The organism is Helicobacter pylori, from assembly GCF_001998165.1.
GTDB lineage: Bacteria > Campylobacterota > Campylobacteria > Campylobacterales > Helicobacteraceae > Helicobacter > Helicobacter pylori_DL.
Genome location: NZ_MTWR01000036.1, coordinates 17,301 through 39,902, shown reverse-complemented (window position 1 = coordinate 39,902; position 22,602 = coordinate 17,301). Strand labels below are relative to the sequence as shown.

The 22,602-nt window shown below is 40.0% G+C and carries 21 protein-coding genes and 1 other RNA gene; 14 read left to right on the top strand and 8 right to left on the bottom strand.

The window, feature by feature from the left end:
- Positions 1-106 precede the first annotated feature (106 nt).
- The 3 genes from BZK24_RS05005 to BZK24_RS04995 are packed head-to-tail and all read left to right on the top strand — an operon-like array spanning position 107 to position 3,016.
- The gene (locus tag BZK24_RS05005) at positions 107-388 is read left to right on the top strand and encodes a TrbC/VirB2 family protein (protein WP_001272690.1); all 282 of its coding nucleotides are present in this window, start codon (positions 107-109) and stop codon (positions 386-388) included.
- Complete coding sequence (locus BZK24_RS05000; RefSeq protein ID WP_000584957.1) at positions 388-651, top strand: hypothetical protein; 264 nt, start codon at positions 388-390, stop codon at positions 649-651. Before BZK24_RS05005 ends, BZK24_RS05000 begins: the two co-directional genes overlap by 1 nt.
- 1 nt (position 652) lies before the next feature.
- Positions 653-3,016: a VirB4 family type IV secretion/conjugal transfer ATPase gene (locus tag BZK24_RS04995; RefSeq protein WP_077656766.1), complete on the top strand. Its 2,364-nt coding sequence runs from the start codon at positions 653-655 to the stop codon at positions 3,014-3,016.
- A 30-nt stretch (positions 3,017-3,046) separates the two neighbouring features.
- On the opposite strand, the gene ffs is transcribed toward BZK24_RS04995, so the two are convergent.
- An RNA gene (gene ffs, locus BZK24_RS04990) (signal recognition particle sRNA small type) lies at positions 3,047-3,144 on the bottom strand.
- 83 nt (positions 3,145-3,227) lie between these two features.
- Here ffs and BZK24_RS04985 point away from each other — a divergent pair.
- The 3 genes from BZK24_RS04985 (at position 3,228) to nspC (ending at position 6,945) form a co-directional block, all read left to right on the top strand.
- Positions 3,228-4,658 (top strand): COG3014 family protein, encoded by a 1,431-nt coding sequence (locus tag BZK24_RS04985; protein ID WP_171972405.1) that lies wholly within the window; start codon positions 3,228-3,230, stop codon positions 4,656-4,658.
- 107 nt (positions 4,659-4,765) lie between these two features.
- The gene (gene cheV1, locus BZK24_RS04980) at positions 4,766-5,731 is read left to right on the top strand and encodes a chemotaxis protein CheV1 (RefSeq protein ID WP_077656764.1); all 966 of its coding nucleotides are present in this window, start codon (positions 4,766-4,768) and stop codon (positions 5,729-5,731) included.
- Positions 5,728-6,945, top strand: coding sequence for a carboxynorspermidine decarboxylase (nspC, locus tag BZK24_RS04975; protein ID WP_077656763.1), 1,218 nt, complete (start codon positions 5,728-5,730; stop codon positions 6,943-6,945). Before cheV1 ends, nspC begins: the two co-directional genes overlap by 4 nt.
- Before the next feature lie 9 nt (positions 6,946-6,954).
- On the opposite strand, the gene lpxE is transcribed toward nspC, so the two are convergent.
- The 5 genes from lpxE to BZK24_RS04945 all read right to left on the bottom strand — a co-directional run bounded on the left by lpxE (position 6,955) and on the right by BZK24_RS04945 (position 13,390).
- A complete protein-coding gene (gene lpxE, locus BZK24_RS04970; RefSeq protein ID WP_241208252.1) occupies positions 6,955-7,488 on the bottom strand; it encodes a lipid A 1-phosphatase LpxE in 534 nt (177 codons plus the stop codon).
- 49 nt (positions 7,489-7,537) lie between these two features.
- Complete coding sequence (eptA, locus tag BZK24_RS04965; protein ID WP_077656762.1) at positions 7,538-9,103, bottom strand: phosphoethanolamine--lipid A transferase EptA; 1,566 nt, start codon at positions 9,101-9,103, stop codon at positions 7,538-7,540.
- A gap of 65 nt (positions 9,104-9,168) precedes the next feature.
- On the bottom strand, positions 9,169-9,315 hold the full coding sequence (locus BZK24_RS09390) for a hypothetical protein (protein ID WP_171972404.1): 147 nt from the start codon (positions 9,313-9,315) through the stop codon (positions 9,169-9,171).
- 181 nt (positions 9,316-9,496) lie between these two features.
- Positions 9,497-11,572 carry a Hop family adhesin SabA/HopD gene (sabA, locus tag BZK24_RS04960; protein WP_077656761.1) on the bottom strand — a complete coding sequence of 692 codons (2,076 nt, stop codon included), beginning with the start codon at positions 11,570-11,572 and terminating at the stop codon, positions 9,497-9,499.
- 537 nt (positions 11,573-12,109) lie between these two features.
- Positions 12,110-13,390: a citrate synthase gene (locus tag BZK24_RS04945; RefSeq protein ID WP_077656760.1), complete on the bottom strand. Its 1,281-nt coding sequence runs from the start codon at positions 13,388-13,390 to the stop codon at positions 12,110-12,112.
- 197 nt (positions 13,391-13,587) lie between these two features.
- Between BZK24_RS04945 and icd the strand changes: the two genes are divergently transcribed.
- Positions 13,588-14,865, top strand: a complete 1,278-nt coding sequence (gene icd, locus BZK24_RS04940) for an isocitrate dehydrogenase (NADP(+)) (RefSeq protein ID WP_000323998.1) — start codon at positions 13,588-13,590, stop codon at positions 14,863-14,865.
- Between the two features lie 126 nt (positions 14,866-14,991).
- A complete protein-coding gene (locus tag BZK24_RS04935) occupies positions 14,992-15,459 on the top strand; it encodes a DUF1523 family protein (protein WP_424677879.1) in 468 nt (155 codons plus the stop codon).
- Here the strand turns inward: BZK24_RS04935 and bioD are convergent.
- Both bioD and BZK24_RS04925 read right to left on the bottom strand, forming a co-directional pair.
- Positions 15,436-16,092, bottom strand: coding sequence for a dethiobiotin synthase (bioD, locus tag BZK24_RS04930; RefSeq protein WP_077656759.1), 657 nt, complete (start codon positions 16,090-16,092; stop codon positions 15,436-15,438). The genes BZK24_RS04935 and bioD overlap by 24 nt on opposite strands.
- Positions 16,093-16,095: 3 nt before the next feature.
- Positions 16,096-17,904, bottom strand: coding sequence for a hypothetical protein (locus BZK24_RS04925; RefSeq protein ID WP_077656758.1), 1,809 nt, complete (start codon positions 17,902-17,904; stop codon positions 16,096-16,098).
- A 110-nt stretch (positions 17,905-18,014) separates the two neighbouring features.
- Here BZK24_RS04925 and BZK24_RS04920 point away from each other — a divergent pair, with 110 nt between their 5' ends.
- From BZK24_RS04920 to BZK24_RS04895, 6 genes are read left to right on the top strand one after another with little or no spacing between them, the layout of a single operon-like run.
- Positions 18,015-18,428 carry a universal stress protein gene (locus tag BZK24_RS04920; RefSeq protein ID WP_001023005.1) on the top strand — a complete coding sequence of 138 codons (414 nt, stop codon included), beginning with the start codon at positions 18,015-18,017 and terminating at the stop codon, positions 18,426-18,428.
- A 41-nt stretch (positions 18,429-18,469) separates the two neighbouring features.
- A complete protein-coding gene (locus BZK24_RS04915; protein ID WP_001878683.1) occupies positions 18,470-18,715 on the top strand; it encodes an ATP-dependent Clp protease adaptor ClpS in 246 nt (81 codons plus the stop codon).
- Positions 18,715-20,943: an AAA family ATPase gene (locus BZK24_RS04910; protein WP_077656757.1), complete on the top strand. Its 2,229-nt coding sequence runs from the start codon at positions 18,715-18,717 to the stop codon at positions 20,941-20,943. The genes BZK24_RS04915 and BZK24_RS04910 overlap by 1 nt, the downstream gene beginning before the upstream one ends.
- Positions 20,933-21,286, top strand: a complete 354-nt coding sequence (gene panD / locus BZK24_RS04905) for an aspartate 1-decarboxylase (protein ID WP_077642785.1) — start codon at positions 20,933-20,935, stop codon at positions 21,284-21,286. The genes BZK24_RS04910 and panD overlap by 11 nt, the downstream gene beginning before the upstream one ends.
- A 2-nt stretch (positions 21,287-21,288) precedes the next feature.
- Positions 21,289-21,591: a YbaB/EbfC family nucleoid-associated protein gene (locus BZK24_RS04900; protein ID WP_000347926.1), complete on the top strand. Its 303-nt coding sequence runs from the start codon at positions 21,289-21,291 to the stop codon at positions 21,589-21,591.
- The gene (locus BZK24_RS04895) at positions 21,591-22,595 is read left to right on the top strand and encodes a PDZ domain-containing protein (protein ID WP_077656756.1); all 1,005 of its coding nucleotides are present in this window, start codon (positions 21,591-21,593) and stop codon (positions 22,593-22,595) included. The genes BZK24_RS04900 and BZK24_RS04895 overlap by 1 nt, the downstream gene beginning before the upstream one ends.
- Positions 22,596-22,602 lie beyond the last annotated feature (7 nt).

Below are 22,602 nucleotides of genomic sequence, written 5' to 3'. Positions count from 1 at the left end.
TAAAGATTAAATGCACCCCTTTTGACCCCCTTTTAGAGGATTTTTATGGTTTTTTTGAGATAATAAAGCGTTATAAAGTTAATTAAAATTAAACAAAAGGGTTTTTATGTCCGCTCATTTTTTAAAAATCGTTTTTTTGGTAGGCATGTGCGTTTCAAGTTTGTTCGCTGAAGGTTTAGAGGGGTTTTTTAACGCCCTAGAAGCCCAGCTCAAGAGCCCCATCGCTAAGGGGATTTTAATGGTGATTTTCATAGGGATCGCCATTTATGTGTGGAGGAATTTAGACCGGTGGAAAGAGATTTTATTCACGATCCTTGGCGTGGTGTTTGGGATTTTTTTATTCTTTAAGGCCCCGAGTTTAGCGAATTGGTTTATGGGAATTTTTTAATGATTATCCTCTCAGCGAGCGTGAAGAATTTGCGTGAAATTTCGGTTAAAGAAAAATTTTTATGGCTGAACGCTAAGTCTTATTTGATTTCTGTTTTTGCACCTTTTATTTTGCTCCCTTGGATTGATTTATTGAGCGCTTTTTTATTGTATTTAGGGTTTTTAGCGCTCTTTAGCGTGCTGGAATTTTTTGATGAAGATATTGCAGATATTATCGTGGCTAAAAGCAAAATAAAGACCAAAACCAAAAGCTATAGAGCGTAGGATGTTAGAAAAGCTTTTAAGCACTATCAAACAAAAAGTTTCAAATTATTTTTTAGGGGCTTTGCCTAAAAGCTATTCAATGAGTGAAGAAAACAACATTTTAGGCTTGTATGATGAGCATTTTTTACTCACTAAAAACGAAAACTTAGTGGGCATCCTCCGTTTAGAGGGGGTGAGTTACACCCATTTAAGCACAGAACAATTGCAAGATCTTTTCACCGAGCGCCAAATGGCGTTGGATTCTTTAGAAAAAGTCGTGGCGCGCCTTGTGGTTAAAAGGCGTAAAATTGATCACCAGCAAAACATTCAAACTGACTCTCAATACTTGCAAGCGATTTTGAATCAATTTGAAAACAAAGAAGTGTATGAGAATCAGTATTTTTTAGTTTTAGAAAGCACACACTCCTTACAAGGCGTTTTGGAGCATAAGAAAAAATCTCTCATGCACGCTAATAGGGAAAATTTTAAGGACATCCTCTCTTATAAAGCGCATTTTTTGCAAGAAACTTTAAAAAGCTTAGAAATCCAGCTCAAAAACTATGCCCCCAAACTCTTAAGCTCCAAAGAGGTTTTGAATTTTTACGCAGAATACATTAACGGGTTTGATCTCCCTTTAAAGCCCCTAGTAGGGGGGTATTTGAGCGACAGCTATATCGCTAGTTCTATCACTTTTGAAAAAGATTATTTCATTCAAGAAAGCTTTAATCAAAAAACCTATAACCGCTTGATTGGCATTAAAGCTTATGAGAGCGAAAGGATCACTTCTATAGCGGTGGGAGCGCTTTTATACCAAGAGACGCCACTAGACATTGTCTTTTCTATAGAGCCTATGAGCGTCAATAAAACGCTGAGTTTTTTAAAAGAGAGGGCCAAGTTTAGCATGTCCAATCTCGTTAAAAACGAGCTGCTAGAATACCAAGAACTGGTCAAAACCAAACGCCTATCCATGCAAAAATTCGCCCTAAACATTCTTATCAAAGCCCCCAGTTTAGAGGATTTAGACGCTCAAACCAGCTTAGTTTTAGGGCTTTTATTTAAAGAAAACTTAGTGGGCGTTATAGAAACTTTTGGCTTGAAAGGGGGGTATTTTTCCTTTTTCCCTGAACGCATTCATTTGAACCACCGCTTGCGCTTTTTAACCTCTAAAGCCCTAGCGTGTTTAATGGTGTTTGAAAGGCAAAATTTAGGTTTTAAGGCTAATTCATGGGGGAATAGCCCTTTGAGCGTGTTTAAAAATTTGGATTATTCCCCTTTTTTATTCAATTTCCACAACCAAGAAGTGAGCCACAACAACGCTAAAGAAATCGCCAGAGTGAACGGGCATACTCTAATCATAGGGGCTACTGGGAGCGGTAAAAGCACGCTGATTAGCTTTTTAATGATGAGCGCTTTGAAATACCAAAACATGCGCCTTTTAGCTTTTGATAGGATGCAAGGGCTGTATTCTTTTACCGAATTTTTTAAAGGGCATTACCATGACGGCCAATCTTTTAGCATTAACCCCTTTTGTTTAGAGCCTAATTTGCAGAATTTAGAATTTTTGCAATCCTTCTTTTTGAGCATGTTCGATCTTGCCCCTTCAAGGGATAAAGAAGCCTTAGAAGACATGAATGCGGTTTTTAGCGCGATTAAGAGCCTTTATGAGACTTTATACCCTAAAGCCTTTAGTTTGCTAGACTTTAAAGAAACGCTTAAAAGAACCTCATCTAACCAACTAAGCTTGAGCTTGGAGCCGTATTTGAATAACCCCCTTTTTAACGCTTTGAATGACGCGTTCAATTCCAACGCTTTTTTAAATGTGATAAACCTGGACACCATTACCCAAAACCCTAAAGACTTAGGGCTTTTAGCCTATTACTTGTTTTATAAAATCTTAGAAGAATCCAGGAAAAACGACAGCGGTTTTTTGGTTTTTTTAGACGAGTTTAAATCCTATGTGGAAAACGATTTGCTGAACGCTAAAATTAACGCTTTAATCACGCAAGCCAGAAAAGCTAATGGCGTGGTGGTGTTGGCTTTGCAAGATATTTACCAGTTAAGCGGGGTTAAAAACGCCCATAGTTTTTTAAGCAACATGGGGACTCTTATTTTGTATCCGCAAAAAAACGCTAGGGAGTTGAAACACAACTTCAATGTGCCTTTGAGCGAGACTGAAATTTCTTTTTTAGAAAACACCCCTTTGTATGCCAGGCAGGTTTTAGTCAAAAATCTGGGTAACGGGAATTCTAACATGATTGATGTGAGTTTGGAGGGTTTGGGGCGTTATTTGAAAATCTTTAATTCAGATTCCAGTCATGTGAATAAAGTGAAAGCGTTACAAAAAGACTACCCTACAGAGTGGCGAGAGAAACTTTTGAAGAGCTAGTTTAAAAAAGTCAATATCATTTTGAAACACTCCTATTCAGATGGCTAAGGCACACAAGAAATTAGGGGACTCTGCTGTATTCCTACCCTGAAGCGTTACCCTAAAATCCTATTGCATAGGTCTAAATAAGAGCTTAGGGATCATTTTAGCCATAAAAAGCTTATGTTTTCATTAAAAATGTTATGATACGCTCAAATAGTCAAGCAAAAAAATGTCAATTAAAAGGGTTAGATTGAAAATATTCGTTCTGTTGATGTCGGCAATTTTAGGAATATCATTAACAGGTTGCATAGGCTATCGTATGGACTTAGAACATTTTAACACGCTCTATTATGAAGAAAGCCCTAAACAGGCTTATGAATATTCCAAACAATTCACTAAGAAAAAAAAGAACGCTCTTTTATGGGACTTGCAAAACGGCTTGAGCGCTTTATACGCCAGAGATTACCAGACTTCTTTAGGGGTATTGGATCAAGCCGAGCAACGCTTTGATAAAACCCAAAGCGCTTTCACAAGAGGGGCTAGTTATGTGGGCGCTACCATGATTAATGATAACGTGCGCGCTTATGGGGGGAATATTTATGAGGGCGTTTTAATCAATTATTACAAAGCGATAGACTACATGCTTTTGAACGATAGCGCAAAAGCTAGGGTGCAATTCAACCGCGCGAACGAACGCCAACGCAGGGCTAAAGAATTTTATTATGAGGAAGTGCAAAAAGCCATTAAAGAAATCGATTCTAGCAAAAAGCACAATATTAATATGGAACGCTCTAGGGCAGAAGTGAGCGAGATTTTAAACAACACCTATTCTAATTTAGACAAATACGAAGCTTATCAAGGCTTGCTTAACCCAGCGGTTTCGTATCTTTCAGGGTTGTTTTACGCTTTAAATGGGGATAAGAATAAGGGATTAGGCTATCTTAATGAAGCCTATGGGATCAGTCAAAGCCCTTTCGTAGCTCAAGACTTGGTTTTTTTCAAAAACCCTAACAGGAGCCATTTCACTTGGATCATCATTGAAGATGGTAAAGAGCCGCAAAAAAGCGAATTTAAAATTGATGTGCCTATTTTTATGATTGATTCGGTTTATAACGTGAGCGTGGCCTTGCCCAAGCTAGAAAAAGGGGAAGCGTTTTATCAAAATTTCACCCTCAAAGACGGAGAAAAAGTAACGCCCTTTGACACTTTAGCCTCAATAGATGCGGTGGTCGCTAGCGAATTCAGGAAGCAATTGCCCTACATTATCACTAGGGCTATTTTATCGGCCACTTTTAAAGTGGGCATGCAAGCGGTGGCGAACTATTATTTGGGGTTTGTTGGCGGGTTAGTAACTTCGTTGTATTCAGGTGTTAGCACCTTTGCAGACACCAGAAACACGAGCATTTTTGCCCATAAAATCTACCTCATGCGCATCAAAAACAAAGCTTTTGAAAGTTATGAAGTTCGAGCCGATTCCATTGACGCTTTTTCGTTTTCATTAAAGCCTTGTAAAAGATCGCTTGAAAGCCCTAAAATCATTGACGCTAGGGAATTGCTTTCAGGGTTTGTAACAGCCCCACAAGTCTTTTGCTCTAACCGCCATAATATTTTATACGTGCGCAGCTTTAAAAACGGGTTTGTTTTGAGTCATTTAAAATGATTCCAAAACCCCCCCAAAGAAATTTTTAGTTTTTAAGTGTCGTTGGCATTAAACACAAACACGATATAATTATAAAACGATACGAAAACCTAAATTAAGGGGAAGTCATGGCTGATAGTTTAGCGGGCATTGATCAAGTTACGAGTTTGCATAAAAATAACGAGTTGCAATTGTTGTGTTTCAGGCTGGGTAAAAACAAGGATTTGTATGCGGTCAATGTCTTTAAGATCCGTGAAGTGGTGAAATACCATGGCAATCTCACTATCATCAGCCACGAAAACAATTCGCTCGTTGAGGGCTTGATCATTATAAGAGAGCTCACCATTCCTTTGATTGACATGAAAAAATGGTTTTATTATGACAGCCAGAACAAAAACAAGGATTTACGCCCTTACAGGATAGAAAAAGAAAAAGGCGAAGACGATATTGTCATGATTTGTGAGTTTTCTCGTTGGACCATAGGGGTTAGGATCTATGAAGCGGATAGGATTTTGAGCAAGAAATGGACTGAAATGGAGCAAAGCGCTGGGCTAGGGGGATCTGCAGGCAATAACAAACTCGTGAGCCGCACACGCTATTTTGACGGACGCTTGGTGCAAGTGGTGGATATTGAAAAAATGCTTATAGACGTGTTCCCTTGGATTGAAGATGAAAAACACAACGATTTAGAAACGCTTTCTAAAATCCATTCTAACCAGTGCGTTTTGCTCGCTGATGACTCCCCAAGCGTTTTAAAAACCATGCAAATGATTTTAGACAAGCTGGGCGTCAAGCACATTGATTTTATCAATGGTAAAACCTTATTAGAGCATTTATTCAACCCCACAACCGATGTGAGCAGCATTGGCCTTATCATTACCGATTTAGAAATGCCAGAAGCGAGCGGTTTTGAAGTGATCAAACAGGTTAAAAACAATCCTTTGACTTCAAAAATCCCTATCGTGGTCAATTCTTCTATGAGCGGCAGTTCTAATGAAGACATGGCCAGGAGTTTAAAGGCCAATGATTTCATCTCCAAGTCTAACCCCAAAGATATACAGCGAGTGGTTAAGCAATTTTTGGAATTAGCATGAAAAAATACAGCGCTATCCCCACCCCTTGCTATGTGTTAGAGAGCGAACGCTTAGAAAAAAACGCCAAGATTTTAGAAATCGTGCGCCAACAAAGCGGGGCAAAGGTTTTGCTCGCTTTAAAAGGGTATGCATTTTGGCGTGAGTTTGGGATTTTGAGGCAAAAATTGAACGGGTGTTGCGCGAGCGGTCTTTATGAGGCTAAGCTCGCTTTTGAAGAATTTGGGGGGCGAGAGAGCCACAAAGAAATTTGCGTTTACAGCCCGGCTTTTAAAGAGGCTGAAATGAGCGCGATTTTACCCCTAGCGACAAGCATCATTTTCAACTCTTTTTACCAATACGCCACCTATAAAGACAGGATTTTAGACAAAAACAAGCAATTAGAAAACTTGGGCTTAAGCCCCATTAAAATGGGTTTGAGGATCAACCCTCTCTACAGCGAAGTAACCCCAGCGATCTATAACCCATGCTCTAAAATGAGCCGGTTAGGGATTACGCCTAGCGGATTTGAAAAAGGGGTGAAAGAGCATGGCTTAGAGGGGGTGAGCGGGTTGCATTTCCACACGCATTGCGAGCAAAACGCTGACGCTTTGTGCCGGACTTTAGAGCATGTAGAAAGGCATTTCAAGCCTTATTTAGAAAACATGGCGTGGGTGAATTTTGGTGGGGGGCATCATATCACTAAGAGCGATTATGATGTGAATTTACTCATCCAAACGATTAAGGATTTTAAAGAACGCTATCATAATATAGAAGTGGTTTTAGAGCCTGGGGAAGCCATAGGGTGGCAATGCGGGTTTTTAATCGCAAGCGTGATAGACATCGTTCAAAACGATCAAGAAATTGCGATCTTAGACGCTTCTTTTAGCGCTCACATGCCCGATTGCTTAGAAATGCCTTATCGCCCTAGTATTCTTAAGGTTTCTGTAGAAAATGACGAAGAAATTATTGAAGTTGAAAAGGGCGAAAATCAAGGGGCGTTTTCTTATTTTTTAGGCGGCCCTACTTGTTTAGCGGGGGATTTTATGGGGAGTTTTAGCTTTGAAACGCCTTTAAAAAGGGGCGATAAAATCGTGTTTCAAGACATGCTCCATTATACGATTGTCAAAAACAATTCGTTTAATGGCGTGCCGCTCCCAAGCTTGGCTAAACTGGATCAACAAGGGTTTAAAATCCTTAAAAACTTTTCTTATGAAGATTATAAAAACAGAAACTAAGGTTTTTGATTAAAGCTTTTTGGGGCTTGTAAAAAGACCCACGCACAACATTCCAACACCAAGCCCAGCCAACACCGCACCGATGGTGTGCATGTCTAAATAAATGCGAGCGAGCATGGTTAAAGGGATTAAAGGCAAGAGCCACAAGTATTTTTTAAAAGAATAACGGCGCATTAAAAACGCCACCGCCAAACCCACCATAGACGAATGCCCGCTTGGCATGTTGAAATTACCCCCATAAGGGCGCTCGCCCAAACGCTGATCGTTGATTGTTACATGGTTTAAGGCTCTTTTGGTGGCATGCGTGAGAAAAGTTGTGGCGATAGAAGCGTTAGCGACTTGAAAAAGCCCTATCGCATCTCTTTGAATTAAAGGAATCGCCACAGATAAAATCGTAGGGATAAAGCGCGCATAATGCTCGGTGAAATGAAACATTAAAGGCACGCTTTGGTGTTTAGGGACTTTAGGGAAAGGTGCAAAAATGCCTAATAAAATCAAACCCAAACTGAGCGCTAACAAAGTTTTAGAAAAACTTTTAGGCAGGCTTTCACAAAATTTTTGTTTAAATAAGAATTTTTTCATGAGTGTTATTTCACTCTTTTTTGTGTTTGAGCAGGTCTAAAGAAGGGCGATAAACAACGCTAGGGTTTTTAAAATCCAAAAACACCCCTAAAATGCTATGGAAAATCACATTTTGATTAATGGGGGTTTGGGTTTGAATGATGGAATGCTCCTCTTTAAAAAGATCATTGGCATAAACGATAAAGGGGATCTCGTATTGCTCTTTAGGGGCGATGCTTTTAGGAATGCCATGCAAATAGAACGCTTCTTCGCCCAAACTTTCGCCATGATCGCTTAAATAAATCATTAAAGCGGGCTGTTTGGCTTTTTCAAGCATGCTAATGATTTTGTCTAACAGATAGTCGTTGTAAAAAATGGTGTTGTCATAGGCGTTAATCAAGCTTTCTTTGGAGCAAGAAGACAGATCAGCGCTTGAGCAATAGGGCTTAAACACCCTAAAATTTAAAGGCACTTTGTTGTCATAGTTGGGGCCATGCGAGCCGGCAAGGTGTAAGATGAGCAAGACATTTTCATTAGAGTGTTCTTTTAAAAGATCAGGCAAATTATAGAGTAAGGATTCATCATAAGGAGCGATCGCTTCGCAATTGGGGCATTTTTGAATCAATTCATAGTTTTTAAGATAGCTTGTAACCTTAACATTCTTTTCGCCGTCATTCGCGCTATACCAAAAGACTTTGATACCGGCTTTAGTCAAGTAAGTTGGTAAATTTTCATAAGCGTTGTTTTTAAAAGAAGAATCTAAAATGCATTCCAAACTCGCTGTCGTGTAAGTGGCACAAGAAGTGGCGTTAAAAAGGGTGAGTTCGTGATTTTCTAAGCGTTTGCTTAATCTTGGGGTGGTGGGTTTTTCATAGCCATAAAGGGCGTAATTATGCTTCCTAGCGCTTTCGCCAATGACTAGCACTACAAACGAATGAGAATGATTGGGCGAAAAAAGAGGGAGCGGCTTGATAGTGGGGGCGAAAAATTTAAGAGCGCTCACTCTAAAGGCGTTCACGCTATAAGCGAAGGGCAAAATTAAGCCCCCTATGAATTTCGCATGCTTGTCAAACCACAGCCAATTTTTAGCGTTAGCTAAAGCGCTAGCGATAAAAATAAACACTAACGCCAAGATCGCTAAAAAGGGCGCTTTTTTAGAAGAATTTTTGATGGGGATTTTATAGATGATATAGCCAGGTAACACCCCAAAAACAACGATAAAAACGAATAATTTAACGCTCAAAAAGCCTAAAACTTCATGCGTGTTGGTGTTTAAGACATTACCCATCATGCTCTTATTTAAAAACACCTTATAAGCGCTAATGAAATAGAAAGCGACAGAATTGAGCCAACTAAAAACCATCGCGCTTAAGCGCATCAAAGAAGCAGAGATCAAGCCTAACGCCAAAAAGAAAGCGCCATTAACGCAAAAAAGCACGATAATAATCATGGCTATAAAACTAACCTGGTTGCTTTCTTTGTAAACGTAAGCGAATAAGGGGAAATGGTATAAAACGCCAAAAATAAGGCTATAGAGCAAACCGGCCTGCAGACAACTTAGGGGCTTTAAAAACTTCAGATGGAATAATGATGTCAAACACGCCCCTTAAAATCAATCAATCTTATGATTATATCATAGGTATGGGGATTTTATGGTTTATTTTAAGGGTGGAAAGTGCTTTTAGGGTGGTTGCGTTTAAGAGCTTTAAAGCGCGTTTGTTGTAGGATTTCATCACGCCCCATAGTTAGGATATGGGGCAAATAAGGGGCATGCCATAAAGCTAAAAGTGGGAAGCGTAAAAATAGCAAACGCTTTTTTAAACGATTATGCCTTGAAATTTCTTTTTCTTGGTTTAAGGTAGTGTTTTTGAGGGAACGCTAATTTATGGAAAGATTAAAAAGCGAGTGAGAAGTCAGCGAAAAAAGATTAAACCCCCCAAAAAAGAGAGGGTTCAAAAAAGAAATCCCTTAAAAAGGGAGTTTTAAGTTTTTAGTAAGCGAACACATAGTTGAGATACACGCTATAAAGCCTTCTGTATTGCAAGGTAGTGCCTAGCAAAGAATAGTAATTCGTGTTGATCGTGGGGATCTTCACGCCTAATTCCATGCCATGTTGCGCGCTATGATCAGCGCCTCTTCTCTTATTCCTGGCGAGATTAGTTCTTAAGCCTAGATTGAATAAGAATTGGAAGTTGGAGGTGTTGATTTTAGCTTTGTAGTAATTGTTCACATTCGCTAAATTCACATACTGAGAATTAAGCCATGAAGTCCCTGCTAGTTGGATACCGCCAAACGCGCCAAAAGAAATCTTATTGTGTTTAGTGGCTTTATCGTTGATGAAATTCACTAACAAATCGCTCCCCACGCCATAAGTCCAAACATCAGAATCGGAGTTGAAAAATTGGGATTTGTTATAGGTGTGGTTGTAATCCACAAAGCCGTAGTATCTTGCGCCCCATCGTTTGCTTTTCCCAAAGAATTGCTTATAGCCCACTTGAAAGCCAATCCCATTCATCGCGCCGTTATTGGTGGTAGAAGCGGCGATCAAACCGGCGCGCCTAAAAGGGTTACTGCCGAGTTCTTGGCTCCTGGATTGCACTTGAGAATGGATGTTGGAGTCAATGTAGTAGTTATCCTGTATGCCTTGCGGGCTATTAGGGTTAGTCTTTTTGCTCACCACATTTTGTAAAGACTGAGCGTCAGGCAAGCTAGAGAGCGCCGCTGTGATGCTGTCATAGTGTTCGCCTAGCTTTTTATACTGGCCGCTGAAATTCGCTAAAGTGTAGGCGAGGTTGTGCGCGTTATGGATTTGCTCGGCTTGGTCGCCAAAATGAGCGATGCTGTTTTTTAGATTCGTTACGGTTTCTCCCACATACGCGCAGCCTGCCCCCCAAGTGTTAGAAGTAACCGTGCCAGATGGCGTGCCACGGAGATTGCCATCGCTACCCTTTTCATGGCACACCCCTAAAGAGTCTTTTACGAACGCTGCAGGGATTCTTTCAAAGTCCTTCACCACTGCTTGAGCGCGGTTTAAAATCTCCGCTTGCGCTTTGGCGTTAGCGAACATGCTTTGGGCGAAGTTGGCGTCTTTATAGGGGTTGAATGTCTTCCCTGTGTCTAGGTTGTGCTGGTTTTGCGCGTTGGCGGCAACGATCTTGGACTGCTCTACGGCTATTGCAGCGTTTTTGATCATGTCTTGAATCGCGCTGATTTCATTTTTAAAAATCCCGCACGCGCTCCCATCGCCTTTCAAATGTATTCCTTCCCATAAACTACCACTACTCGCACCACCTTTACCACCATTATTGATCCATGGGCATGCGCTATTAAGGGTAGTTATAATGGTGCTAGCCTGTTCTAAAAGAACTTGAGCGTTATTTTTTGTAACAATTTCTTCTTTATTGTTATTGTTGTTATTGTTGCTCACACCTCCGTTGATTGTAAATTTAAGTTCGGTGTTGGTATCGCTTAAGGCAGGAATATCCTTCCCACTTGCTCCAAAAGCCTTTTGGATGATTTGATAGGCTTTATTGATTTTCGCGTAATTTTCAGTGGATATAATGCTATATGGTCCTGGTTCATATTGAGTAGTGTCACAAGTAATGGTAGTCCCTCCCCATTGATTTGTTGGTGTGTTTTCAAAGGTTTGAACGCCCCCATTTTTGCTAGTGTCTTTGCCAGGGCCACAAGGGCTGATCGCATAGCTCATGACTTGCCACAACCCCGCTGCCGCATTGAGCGCTAAAAGCACCGCTTGATACGCCGGGGAGTTGGCTTTATCATTGATTAAATTCTTCGCGCTCGCATTCAAATTAGCCCTTGCGTTATTGATAGCGTTGGAGTCGGTGGACTGCCTGATGAGAGTGTTTAGGGCGCTGTAATTCGTTAAAAGATGGTTCAATCTTTCATAGCTGTCTGAGAGATCTTGAATGCCTTTAGTGTTTTTCACCATTTGAGAGGATTCACCGATTTGATAGCCCGCACTCACAAAAAAGCCGTTGTCTTCAGCGCTTAAAGTGGAAACTAAAAGCGAACCTAAGGTTAATGACAGAAATTTTTTCTTCATGTTTTCTCCTTTACTTCTTGAAATAAGATTGATTTTGTCAGTAAATCTTGCGGAAGTATGTATTTAAGTAATACCATATCGCAAGCTTTCGTTAGTATAGTATAAATTAATGCGATTTTGATATTAATTAGGCGTTTTTGCCCTTTCAAAAAAAAAAAAAAAAGGTTTTGTAGCATTTCTAAACAAATATTAAACCAATAAAGGTCATTTTAAAAGAAATGAGATTGTTTAAATGGGGGTAGTTACAAAAAAGGGTTTTTTAACTTTGATGGTTTTGGGTTTGTTGTAAAATGATTTCTTAAATTGTAAGAATGGTTTCTTAAATTTTCTTAAGAGAGATGTTTGGCAACCATTTTTTCCAAAAACTCTAAGGGTTTGCTTGTAAAAGCGGGGTTATCCTTGAGTTTTGGTTGCATGCGGTTAAATTATCGCTCGCTTGGCGAGACGCTTTGCTCTTTTAAACAAGCTTTGAAGCGTTTCTTAAAGCTTAACCAACGCTCTAATCACGCTCTATTCAATACTTTATAGGGCAAAGCCTTAATCCCCTACATAGACTTGTCTTGGGCGCGTGATCCTAGCTTGCGGGCTTTTGACATGCTCTAAAAGCTGAGCGCACCAGCCTACGGTTCGGCCAATGACAAACACCGGCGTGAAAAAACGCACCGGGATTTTTAAAGCCCTTAAAATCGTGCCGGAGTAGAAATCCACATTAGGGTAGAGATTCCTTTCAATGAAATACTCGTCTTTTAGCGCGATTTCTTCCACTTTCGCAGCGATTTCGCTCAAGCGTTCGTCCATTTTAACGCCTTTTTGGTGCAGTTCGTCTTTCAGGCCTTTTAAGATTTTTGCGCGCGGATCGTAGCTTTTATACACCCTATGCCCAAAGCCCATGAGTTTGAAATTGTCGTTTTTGTCTTTCACGCGTGCAATATATTTATCCACATTTTTCACATCGCCGATTTCTTCTAATTGCAAAAGCACTTTTTCATTCGCTCCGCCATGCAAATGCCCCCATAAAGCGCTAATGCCCGCGCTAATGGCGGCATAAGGATGCACGCCGGTGCTAGCGACATTCCTTACCGTGGTAGAAGAGGCGTTTTGGCTGTGATCAGCGTGTAAGGTTAGGATTTTATCAAAGGCTTCCACTTCTAGGGGCGTGATTTCCACTTCGCCTTGAGTGGTGTGTTTCAACCGGCTGTAAGGATACCCTCTTAACATGAAAAGGATATTTTCCACATAAGAGCGCGCGATATCCGGATAAATAATGGGCGCTCCCACTTCATTACGATAGCAAATAGCCGCAAGCGTGGGGATTTTAGCGACAATCCTTCTGGCCATAGTCTGGTAATCTTCTTCAGTGCGCATGTTTTGGTGCGTGGAATAAAGGGTGGATAAAATAGACACACCGCTAGAGAGTTTCGCCATAGGGTGGGCGTTACTAGGGAAAGCTGAAAACATGTTCAACAAGCTCTCATGCACAAAACTCCTGTGGCGCAATTCCAGTTCAAATTCCAAGCTTTCTTCTTGATTTTTGGGCAATTCCCCTGTGAGTAATAGCCTGCACACGTCCACATATTTGTATTTGGCGACTAAATCTTCTATTCTATGCCCTCTGTAATACAATTCGCCTTTTTTGCCGTTGATATAGCTGATTTTAGATTGGCACCCAGCGGTGGAAGAATACCCTGGATCGTAAGAAAAAAACCCGGTCGTTTCAAAAAGCTTGGAAAAATCCACCGCTTTAGGCCCACGAGTGCATTCAATCATCTCAAATTCATAGCGTTCATTATTTTCATTATTGATTAAAGTAACAGACATTCAATTTCCTTAAGTTTTGATAGTATTCAACTCCTAATTATAAGCCAAAAAATTAAATGATTTCTTTTAAAAACATTTCGTTTTTTCAAGTTATTTCCAACCGCTACTTTTAAACACGCATTCAAAAAAGATTTTTAGGGGTTATATAGTATTTTTGCGCTAGTATAGTTACTTCAATTTTATAAAAAGGATGAGAGATGGCTTACAACCCTAAAATCTTACAAAAGCCTAAAGAGGGCGAAGAGATTACGATTAAAGACAACAAATTGCATGTGCCAAATTACCCCATTATCCCTTTCATTGAGGGCGATGGCATTGGATCAGATATTACCCCAGCGATGATAAAAGTCGTGGATAGTGCGGTTCAAAAAGCGTATAAGGGCGAGAAAAAAATCGCATGGTATGAAGTGTTTGTGGGCGAAAAATGCTATCAAAAATTCAAAGACCATAAAGAGTTAAGCCCTGAAGAGCAATGGCTCTTACCGGACACTATTGAAGCGATCAACCACTATAAAGTCTCTATTAAAGGGCCTTTGACCACGCCTATTGGTGAGGGGTTTAGATCTTTGAATGTGGCGTTACGCCAAAAAATGGATTTGTATGTGTGCTTGAGACCGGTAAGGTGGTATGGGAGTCCTAGCCCGGTGAAAGAACCACAAAAAGTGGATATGGTGATTTTTAGAGAAAATTCTGAAGACATTTATGCGGGTATTGAATGGCAAGAAGGCAGTGCGGAAGCGAAAAAACTCATCCATTTTTTACAAAATGAACTAAAGGTTAAAAAAATCCGCTTCCCTGAAAGCAGCGGCGTAGGGATAAAACCCATTAGTAAGGAAGGCACAGAGAGATTAGTGAGAAAAGCGATTGAATACGCGATTGATAACGACAAGCCAAGCGTAACTTTTGTGCATAAAGGTAACATCATGAAATACACCGAAGGGGCGTTCATGAAATGGGGCTATGCGCTCGCTCAAAAAGAATTTAACGCTCAAGTCATTGATAAAGGCCCATGGTGTTCTTTGAAAAACCCTAAAACCGGTAAAGAAATCATCATTAAAGACATGATTGCTGACGCGTTCTTGCAACAAATTCTCTTGCGCCCTAGCGAATACAGCGTCATTGCGACCATGAATTTGAACGGGGATTATATCTCTGATGCGTTAGCGGCGATGGTGGGGGGTATTGGTATCGCTCCTGGGGCTAATCTCAATGACACGGTGGGCATGTTTGAAGCCACCCATGGCACCGCTCCTAAATACGCTGGGCTGGATAAAGTCAATCCGGGGTCTATTATTTTGAGTGCGGAAATGATGTTAAGGCATATGGGCTGGGTGGAAGCGGCTGATTTGATCGTTTCTGCTATGGAAAAAGCGATTAAGAGCAAGAAAGTCACTTATGATTTCGCTCGTTTAATGGATGGGGCTAAAGAAGTGAAATGCTCTGAATTCGCTAGCGTGATGATTGAAAACATGTGAAAGAGCGTTTTTTAAGCTCTGGTGTTTGATGCGATTATAGGCTAATACTATCATTAAGGAATAAAGTTGATAAAATTTGTGCGTAATGTGGTTTTATTCATTCTAACGGCGATCTTTTTAGCGCTCATGCTTTTAGTGAGTTATTGCATGCCCCATTATAGCGTGGCTGTCATTAGCGGGGTGGAGGTCAAAAGAATGAATGAAAATGAAAACACGCCCAATAATAAGGAAGTAAAAACCCTTGCTAGAGATGTCTATTTTGTGCAAACTTACGACCCTAAGGATCAAAAAAGCGTGACCGTTTATCGCAATGAAGACACGCGCTTTAGCTTCCCTTTTTATTTTAAGTTTAATTCGGCTGATATTTCAGCTCTCGCTCAAAGTTTAGTCAATCAGCAAGTGGAAGTGCAATACTATGGCTGGCGGATCAATTTGTTTAACATGTTCCCTAATGTGATTTTTTTAAAGCCCTTAAAAGAGAGTGCTGAGATGTCAAAACCCGTTTTTAGCTGGATTTTATACGCCTTGCTACTAGTGGGCTTTTTTATCAGCGTGCGTTCTGTTTGTGCTTTATTTAAGGGCAAAGCTCATTAATTCTTTTAGGCTTTGTTGGAAAATCACAATGGGGTTATTGGAGCGTTTATTAAAAAGCTCAATATAGGGCAAGCTCACGCTGTGAAAAGCGGTGTTGTTTCCTCTCAAATTGATAGCGATTTTATAATCTAGTTGGTGGGATTTCAATAAAAAGTCATTCAACAAACAATCATTGATTAAGCCCAAATTATCATGGCTAATCAAAAGCATTTTGGCTTTTAATTTTAGGGCAAAATCCAACATGTTTTCTCCTAAAGTGATAGGCACGCATAACCCCCCAGCCCCTTCAACGATGACTAAATCGTAAGTTTCGGTGAAATTGTGGAGGCGTTGGGTTAAATGATTGGTGTCAATGGGGGCGTTTGGATCTTCTTCTTGTTGGGCGATGAGGGGGGCTGAAGCTTTATGATAACGATAGAATGAAACGTCTTTTAAGGTTAAAGAGCGATCCAAAAGGCGGTTATCTTGCAAGAACAAATGCGCATCGCTAGAGTGGTTAATGGCGTCATTAACGCCCGTTTCAATGGGCTTTAATAAAATCGTTCTAACGCCACAAGCGTTGCAATATTTTGCTAATAGCCTAGCGCATGTGGTTTTTCCGGCATTGGTGTTAGTCGCGCTGATAAAAAGCATGGTCTAACCTTTAAATTGATAGTCATTACCTCTAAACTGATAAGCCCCATCAAAGATTTGAGAAGTCAATACATTTTTGATTTGTGGTAACTTCACATTTTTTAATGCTTCTCTTGGGACTTCAATGACTAATCGCTCAAATGCTTGGTCGCTTAAAGGGTTATCAATATCAAAAATGAAACTTAAGATATTGTGGAGTGAGTTGTAGGTGATTTTATCAATTAACGCATAAGTTAGTCTAATTCCCTCTGCTTGCTCTATGGCGGTAACGATGCTTTTAGATAGTCTAGGGCTGATGTTACCAAGCTGTGTCGCTAAATCTGTCGGCGAAATAAAGCAATAGCCCGCATCGGTGTCTATGGTGTTAGCAAGCACTTTAGCTATTAGTGTCCTACTCACTTTTTTGCCTTGTCGCATAGCTTTAACAAGGTTATTGACTTGAATGTTTCGTCTCATCCCTTGTTTGAAGTCATCGCTTACCGCACATTTTCGTGCTTCTATGCGTTTAATCGCTTGTTCTTGTCTTTCTATCATTGCGTCCAAAAAGAACTCTTTAGGGTGTCCATACCCACGAGTGATTTTCTGTAATGCTTTAATATTGCTTCTAATGTCCTCGCCAATAGTCCCTATACCCAATTTAGAGTAATCAAAAGGCATACAAGTCGCTTTTAATTCTGTCTTAACGATTTTATTGAGAGCGAGTTTATTAAGACCGATACCCTCTTTATACCTAGAGAGAAAAGTATAAACGCTGTCATTTATGCGTGTGAGAGCTTGTGGTAAGTCGCTAGGAACTGAAAATTTAATCCCTGTGAATTTAGCCCATACCTTACCAAAACTATTAGGGCTAGAGCTTATCAAATCTATCCTATAAGTCTTATTCTTATTAGCCATCAATTGTCCGCCATAGCAAATCGCTGCTTGTCTAAATTGTTTTCCCCATATCAATAAGTGGTTTTTCAAATCAAATGTGCTACTAGGTTCGTTTTGGAATACGAAAAAGCTAACTTCTTTGTCTGGTAAAATATTGTCTTTAGGGTTGTCTTTCCAATATCCTAACACTTCAATGTAACCAATGAAGTCTCTATCAATATTCAATATGTCTTTTAGCTGTTGTGTCCTTGCCATATTTTCTTTTCTAGTGTAGCGATACCTCTCAACAAATTTATCACTAGACATAAGGTCTCTCATTGTGGCGTTTTTCTTAAAGAATTTGTCTGCATAAAAATTGCCTAATTTGTTATAGAGTGTCGCATAAATGTTCTCAATCATATCTTTGTAATTTTTAAATTTTGTAGTCTCTTTACCATTTTCAGGTTGTGGGTGAAAGAAATCTACAACTTTAATAGGGTCGTATGGGTCTAAATCCACCGATTGACTTAACCAATATTTGGCTACTATGTCCGCATTTTTAGGGTCTGCTCCGCTCTTATAAGCATAGATTAGAGCGTTTTGTTCTTTTTCAGTAAAGTCTTTATAAAAAGCGTCTTTAAAAGGTCTAAACGCAGAGATAGTCCCAAAAGGTAGCCCGCTCGCAATCTTTTTATAAATGCTGATAAGATTAGCGCTTTCAATTGTAGAACCTTTAATCGTTTTGTGGCTCATATCATATTTAAGTCGTGAGATTTCATCGCCAACAGCATCTAAAAACTTGCTTAAGGGCATCGCCTTACCAAGCACCCTAACGCTAGGTTTATTTTGTCTAGCTAATTTCTTGTCCGCTAACGCTTTATCAATAGCTGCTGTCAAAGATAAAGAAGTGTTTCTTTGTGGTTCATCAACCAATTCTAAAAAATCGTAATTCAATAGCATTATCGTGTCCTTTTCTTTAAGCGAGATTGTAGCGCTTTATCTTTGAGCCTTCAGCGGGTCATTAGGGTTTATTTGGTATAATATCAAAACTTCATTTAAGGTTGGTTCTTATGAATATTTTATTTGGGATTAGCGACACGCAAGAATGTTATAACGCTATTAAATTCGCTGTCAAATTAGCCCATTCGCTTAAAGAGGTTCGTTTCACTCTATTGCATGTGAGCATGGAAGTGTTTATTTATAGCGAAAGCGGGATGATGGATTACGGCCAAACAGAAGCCTTAGAAGAAGAAAAGGCTAAGGCTTTGTTAAAGCAATTTGAAGACGCTTTCAAAAAAGAAAATATAGAGTGCGAGAGCGTTTTAAAAAGCGGTGATTTGATTGATGTGGTCTTGGATATGGCTAAGGATTATGATTTGTTATTGATCGGGGCGAGCGAGTCTAATTTATTGTATCGTTTGTTCATTTCGCACCAAAATAGCCTTGTTGAGCAATCCAGTATCCCCGTTGTGATCGCTAAGTAGCATGAAAATGCATCAAATACCCACCCCCACCATCCCCCACCATGTCGCAAGTGATCATGCTTAATGACTCCATTACGACAGCGGAATTTATGGTTTCTGCTTTAAGGGATTTTTTTGACAAGCCTTTAGAAGAAGCTCAAAAACTCATGCTAAGCATCCATCGTGATGGCGATGGGGTTTGTGGCGTTTATCCTTATGAAATCGCCATATATAAGGCGGTATGCGTGAGGGACAAAGCCAGAGCGTTAAGATTCCCTTTAAGATTAATGGTGCAAGAGGTAAAATAATGGACAAATTCAATAAAGATTTGAATGAAGTTTTATCTCATGCTTTAGATTTAGCCCTAGATTTTAACCATGTCCTTTGCACCACAGAGCATGTGCTGTTAGCCATTTTAGAGCATGGGATTGGAATAAGGATTTTTAATACTTTAGAAGAAGATAACTACCATAAAATGGAGCAAATCCTTAAAGACTACTTGCAACAATACATTCCTTTAAAAAACGATCCAGCCAAAATACCAGACAGGAGTCCCGTATTAGCAAGAGTGTTTAAAAAAATGTATGCGAGTTACTTGGATAGCGTGGGCGTGGAAGAATTGCTTATTTTCATTTTAGAATACGATGATTGTTACGCTTCAAAACTCCTGGATAGTTTTGGCATCACTCGTTCGTATTTCAAGTCCGCTTTATTGGATTTTGATAACCCTAATGATATTAATGATAATGACATTAATAATGAAGAAGCGCCCAAAAGCACTCCCCTAAAAAAATACGCTAAAAACTTGAGCACTTTAGCCCAAGATAACGCTTTAGATCCAGTCATTGGCAGAGAAGAAGAGATTTTAAGAGTGATAGAAATTTTAGGGCGCAGGAAAAAGAACAACCCGCTTTTAATTGGCGAAGCGGGCGTAGGGAAAACTTCTATCGCTGAAGCTTTGGCTTTAAAAATCGCTCAAAAAGAAGTGCCGGAGTTTTTGCAAGAATATGAAGTCTATTCTTTGGATTTAGCTTTAATGGTGGCTGGGGCAAAATACAGAGGGGATTTTGAAAAACGCTTGAAAAAAACGCTCAAAGAGATCCAACAAAACGGCCGTATCATTTTATTCATTGATGAAATCCACACCCTTTTAGGTGCAGGGAGCAGTAACGCTGGGAGCTTGGATGCGGCGAATATGTTAAAACCGGTTTTAACGGATGGGAGCTTGAAATGTTTGGGGGCGACCACTTTTGAAGAATACCGCAGCGTGTTTGAAAAAGACAAGGCTTTCAACAGGCGCTTTTCTATAGTGAATGTTGAAGAGCCTTCTAAGGAAGCGTGTTACTTGATTTTAAAGAATATTGCCCCCCTTTATGAAGAGCACCACCAGGTGCGTTATAATGAAAGCGTGTTTAAGGCATGCGTGGATTTAACGAGTGATTACATGCATGATAAATTCTTGCCGGATAAGGCGATTGAATTATTAGATGAGGTGGGATCAAGGAAAAAGATCAACCCTAAAAAAGGCAAAAAAATCAGCGTTGATGACGTGCAAGAAACGCTCGCTCTCAAGCTTAAAATCCCTAAAATGCGTTTAAACAGCGATAAAAAAGCCCTTTTAAGGAATTTGGAAAAATCGCTAAAAAATAAGATTTTTGCTCAAACAGAAGCGATCAACCTTGTCAGTAATGCGATCAAAATCCAGCATTGCGGGCTTTCTGCAAAAAATAAGCCTGTGGGGAGCTTTTTATTCGTAGGGCCTAGTGGGGTGGGGAAAACAGAATTGGCTAAAGAATTGGCCTTGAATTTGAATTTGCATTTTGAACGCTTTGACATGAGCGAATACAAAGAAGCCCATAGCGTGGCAAAGCTCATTGGGAGTCCTAGCGGTTATGTGGGGTTTGAGCAAGGGGGGTTATTGGTGAATGCGATTAAAAAGCACCCGCATTGTTTGCTGCTTTTAGATGAGATAGAAAAGGCCCACCCTAATGTGTATGATTTGTTGTTGCAGGTGATGGATAACGCCACTTTGAGCGATAATTTAGGCAACAAGGCGAGTTTTAAGCATGTGATACTGATTATGACTTCAAATGTGGGGAGTAAGGATAAGGACACGCTGGGGTTTTTTAGCGCTAAAAACGCCAAGTATGATAAAGCCGTTAAAGAGCTTTTGACCCCTGAATTACGCTCTAGGATCGATGCGATCGTGCCGTTTAACGCGCTCAGTTTGGAGGATTTTGAACGCATTGTTTCTGTGGAATTAGACAAATTAAAAGCCCTAGCGCTAGAGCAAGGCGTGATCTTAAAATTCCATAAAGAAGTTGTGAAATTTATCGCGCAAAAGAGCTATCAAACGACTTTAGGAGCGAGAGAAATTAAAAAAATCATTCACAATGAAATCAAAACCCAATTAAGCGATATACTGCTCTTACAATCGTTTAAAAAACCTTGTAAGATCGCTTGCTTGTTGGAAAAAAACCAATTGGTTTTGAAAGAAATCAAGCGCGCGCAAAAGGTGAAAGAAAATGACTTTTGAAATGCTTTATAGTAAAATCCATAGGGCGACTATCACGGACGCTAATCTCAACTATATAGGCTCGATCACCATAGATGAGGATTTAGCCAAGCTCGCTAAGCTCAGAGAGGGCATGAAAGTGGAAATCGTGGATGTCAATAACGGCGAACGCTTTAGCACCTATGTGATTTTAGGGAAAAAAAGGGGCGAAATTTGTGTCAACGGCGCAGCGGCCAGAAAGGTGGCCATAGGCGATGTGGTGATCATTTTAGCTTATGCGAGCATGAATGAAGATGAAATCAACGTGCACAAGCCAAACATCGTGCTAGTGGATGAAAAAAACGAAATTTTAGAAAAGGGTTAGAGATGGATTTTAGTCAATTGGGCGGGTTAAGCGGGTTGTTAGACGGCATGAAAAAAGAGTTTTCCCAACTAGAAGAAAAGAATAAAGACACGATCCACACTTCCAAAAGCGGTGGGGGAATGGTGAGCGTGAGTTTTAATGGGTTGGGGGAGTTAGTGGATTTGCAAATTGATGACAGCCTGTTGGAAGATAAAGAAGCGATGCAAATCTATTTGATGAGTGCTTTGAACGACGGGTATAAAGCCGTAGAAGAAAACCGAAAAAATTTAGCCTTTAACATGTTGGGGAATTTTGCTAAATTGTGATGTTTCACAAAGCCCTTATTACCTTTATCGTTCTATGGTTTTTTTTGAATGGCTTAGGGGCTTATGATTTCAAGCATTGTCAGGCGTTTTTTAAAAAAGCGAGCCTTAAAAATGGGGGCGTGGCTTTAAAGGAATTGCCTAAAGGCGTGTATTTGTATTATTCCAAAACCTACCCTAAACACGCCAAAGTCATCAAATCCGATCCTTTTGTAGGGCTGTATTTGTTGCAAAGTGCGCCAAGCGAGTATGTTTATACATTAAGGGATTTAGACAAAGACGCCCTTATAAGACCCATGGCCAGTATAGGGACTAATCAAGCCACAGAAGCGCGATTATTGGTAGGGCAAAAAGGTTATGAGCGCTACGCTCAAATTTCACAAAAAACCCAAAAAAATGGCGTTATCAGCAATATTTGCTATCAAATGCTAGGGCTAGGGGTAGGGGGGAACGGCTTTATAGAAACGAAATTTATCAAGCGCTTTTTAAACCAAAAAGAGCCTTATTATGGGGATATTGGGGTGCGTTTAGAAGAACATCATAAGCGTTTAGTGGTAGCGCAATTCGATCCCTTTTTCCCTAAAAACCCTTTTTTAAAAAACGATGAAATCCTAGCGATCAATGATTACAAGATCCGCTCGTTAGCGGAGTTTGAATGGGTGGTGAGCAATCTTTCATACCAAAGCCTTGCCAAAGTGAAGATCAAACGAAACCATCAAATCAAAGAAGTAACGCTCAAAGTCAATAAACGCTATGGGGGGTTTTTGCTCAAAGACACTTTTTTAGAGCGCTATGGCATCGCTTTAGATAGGCGTTTTATCATCACTAAAATAGGCGCTCATTTGCCCAAAGGATTGGATTTTTTAAAGCTTGGGGATAGGATTTTATGGGTGAATCATAAAAGCGTTTCGTTCAACCCGAAGGCGTTAAGAGAAGCGTTAAGCGCGCCTAAAATTGAATTATTAGTCTGGCGTCAAGGCTTTGAATTTTACATTAAAGTCCGTTGAAACATTG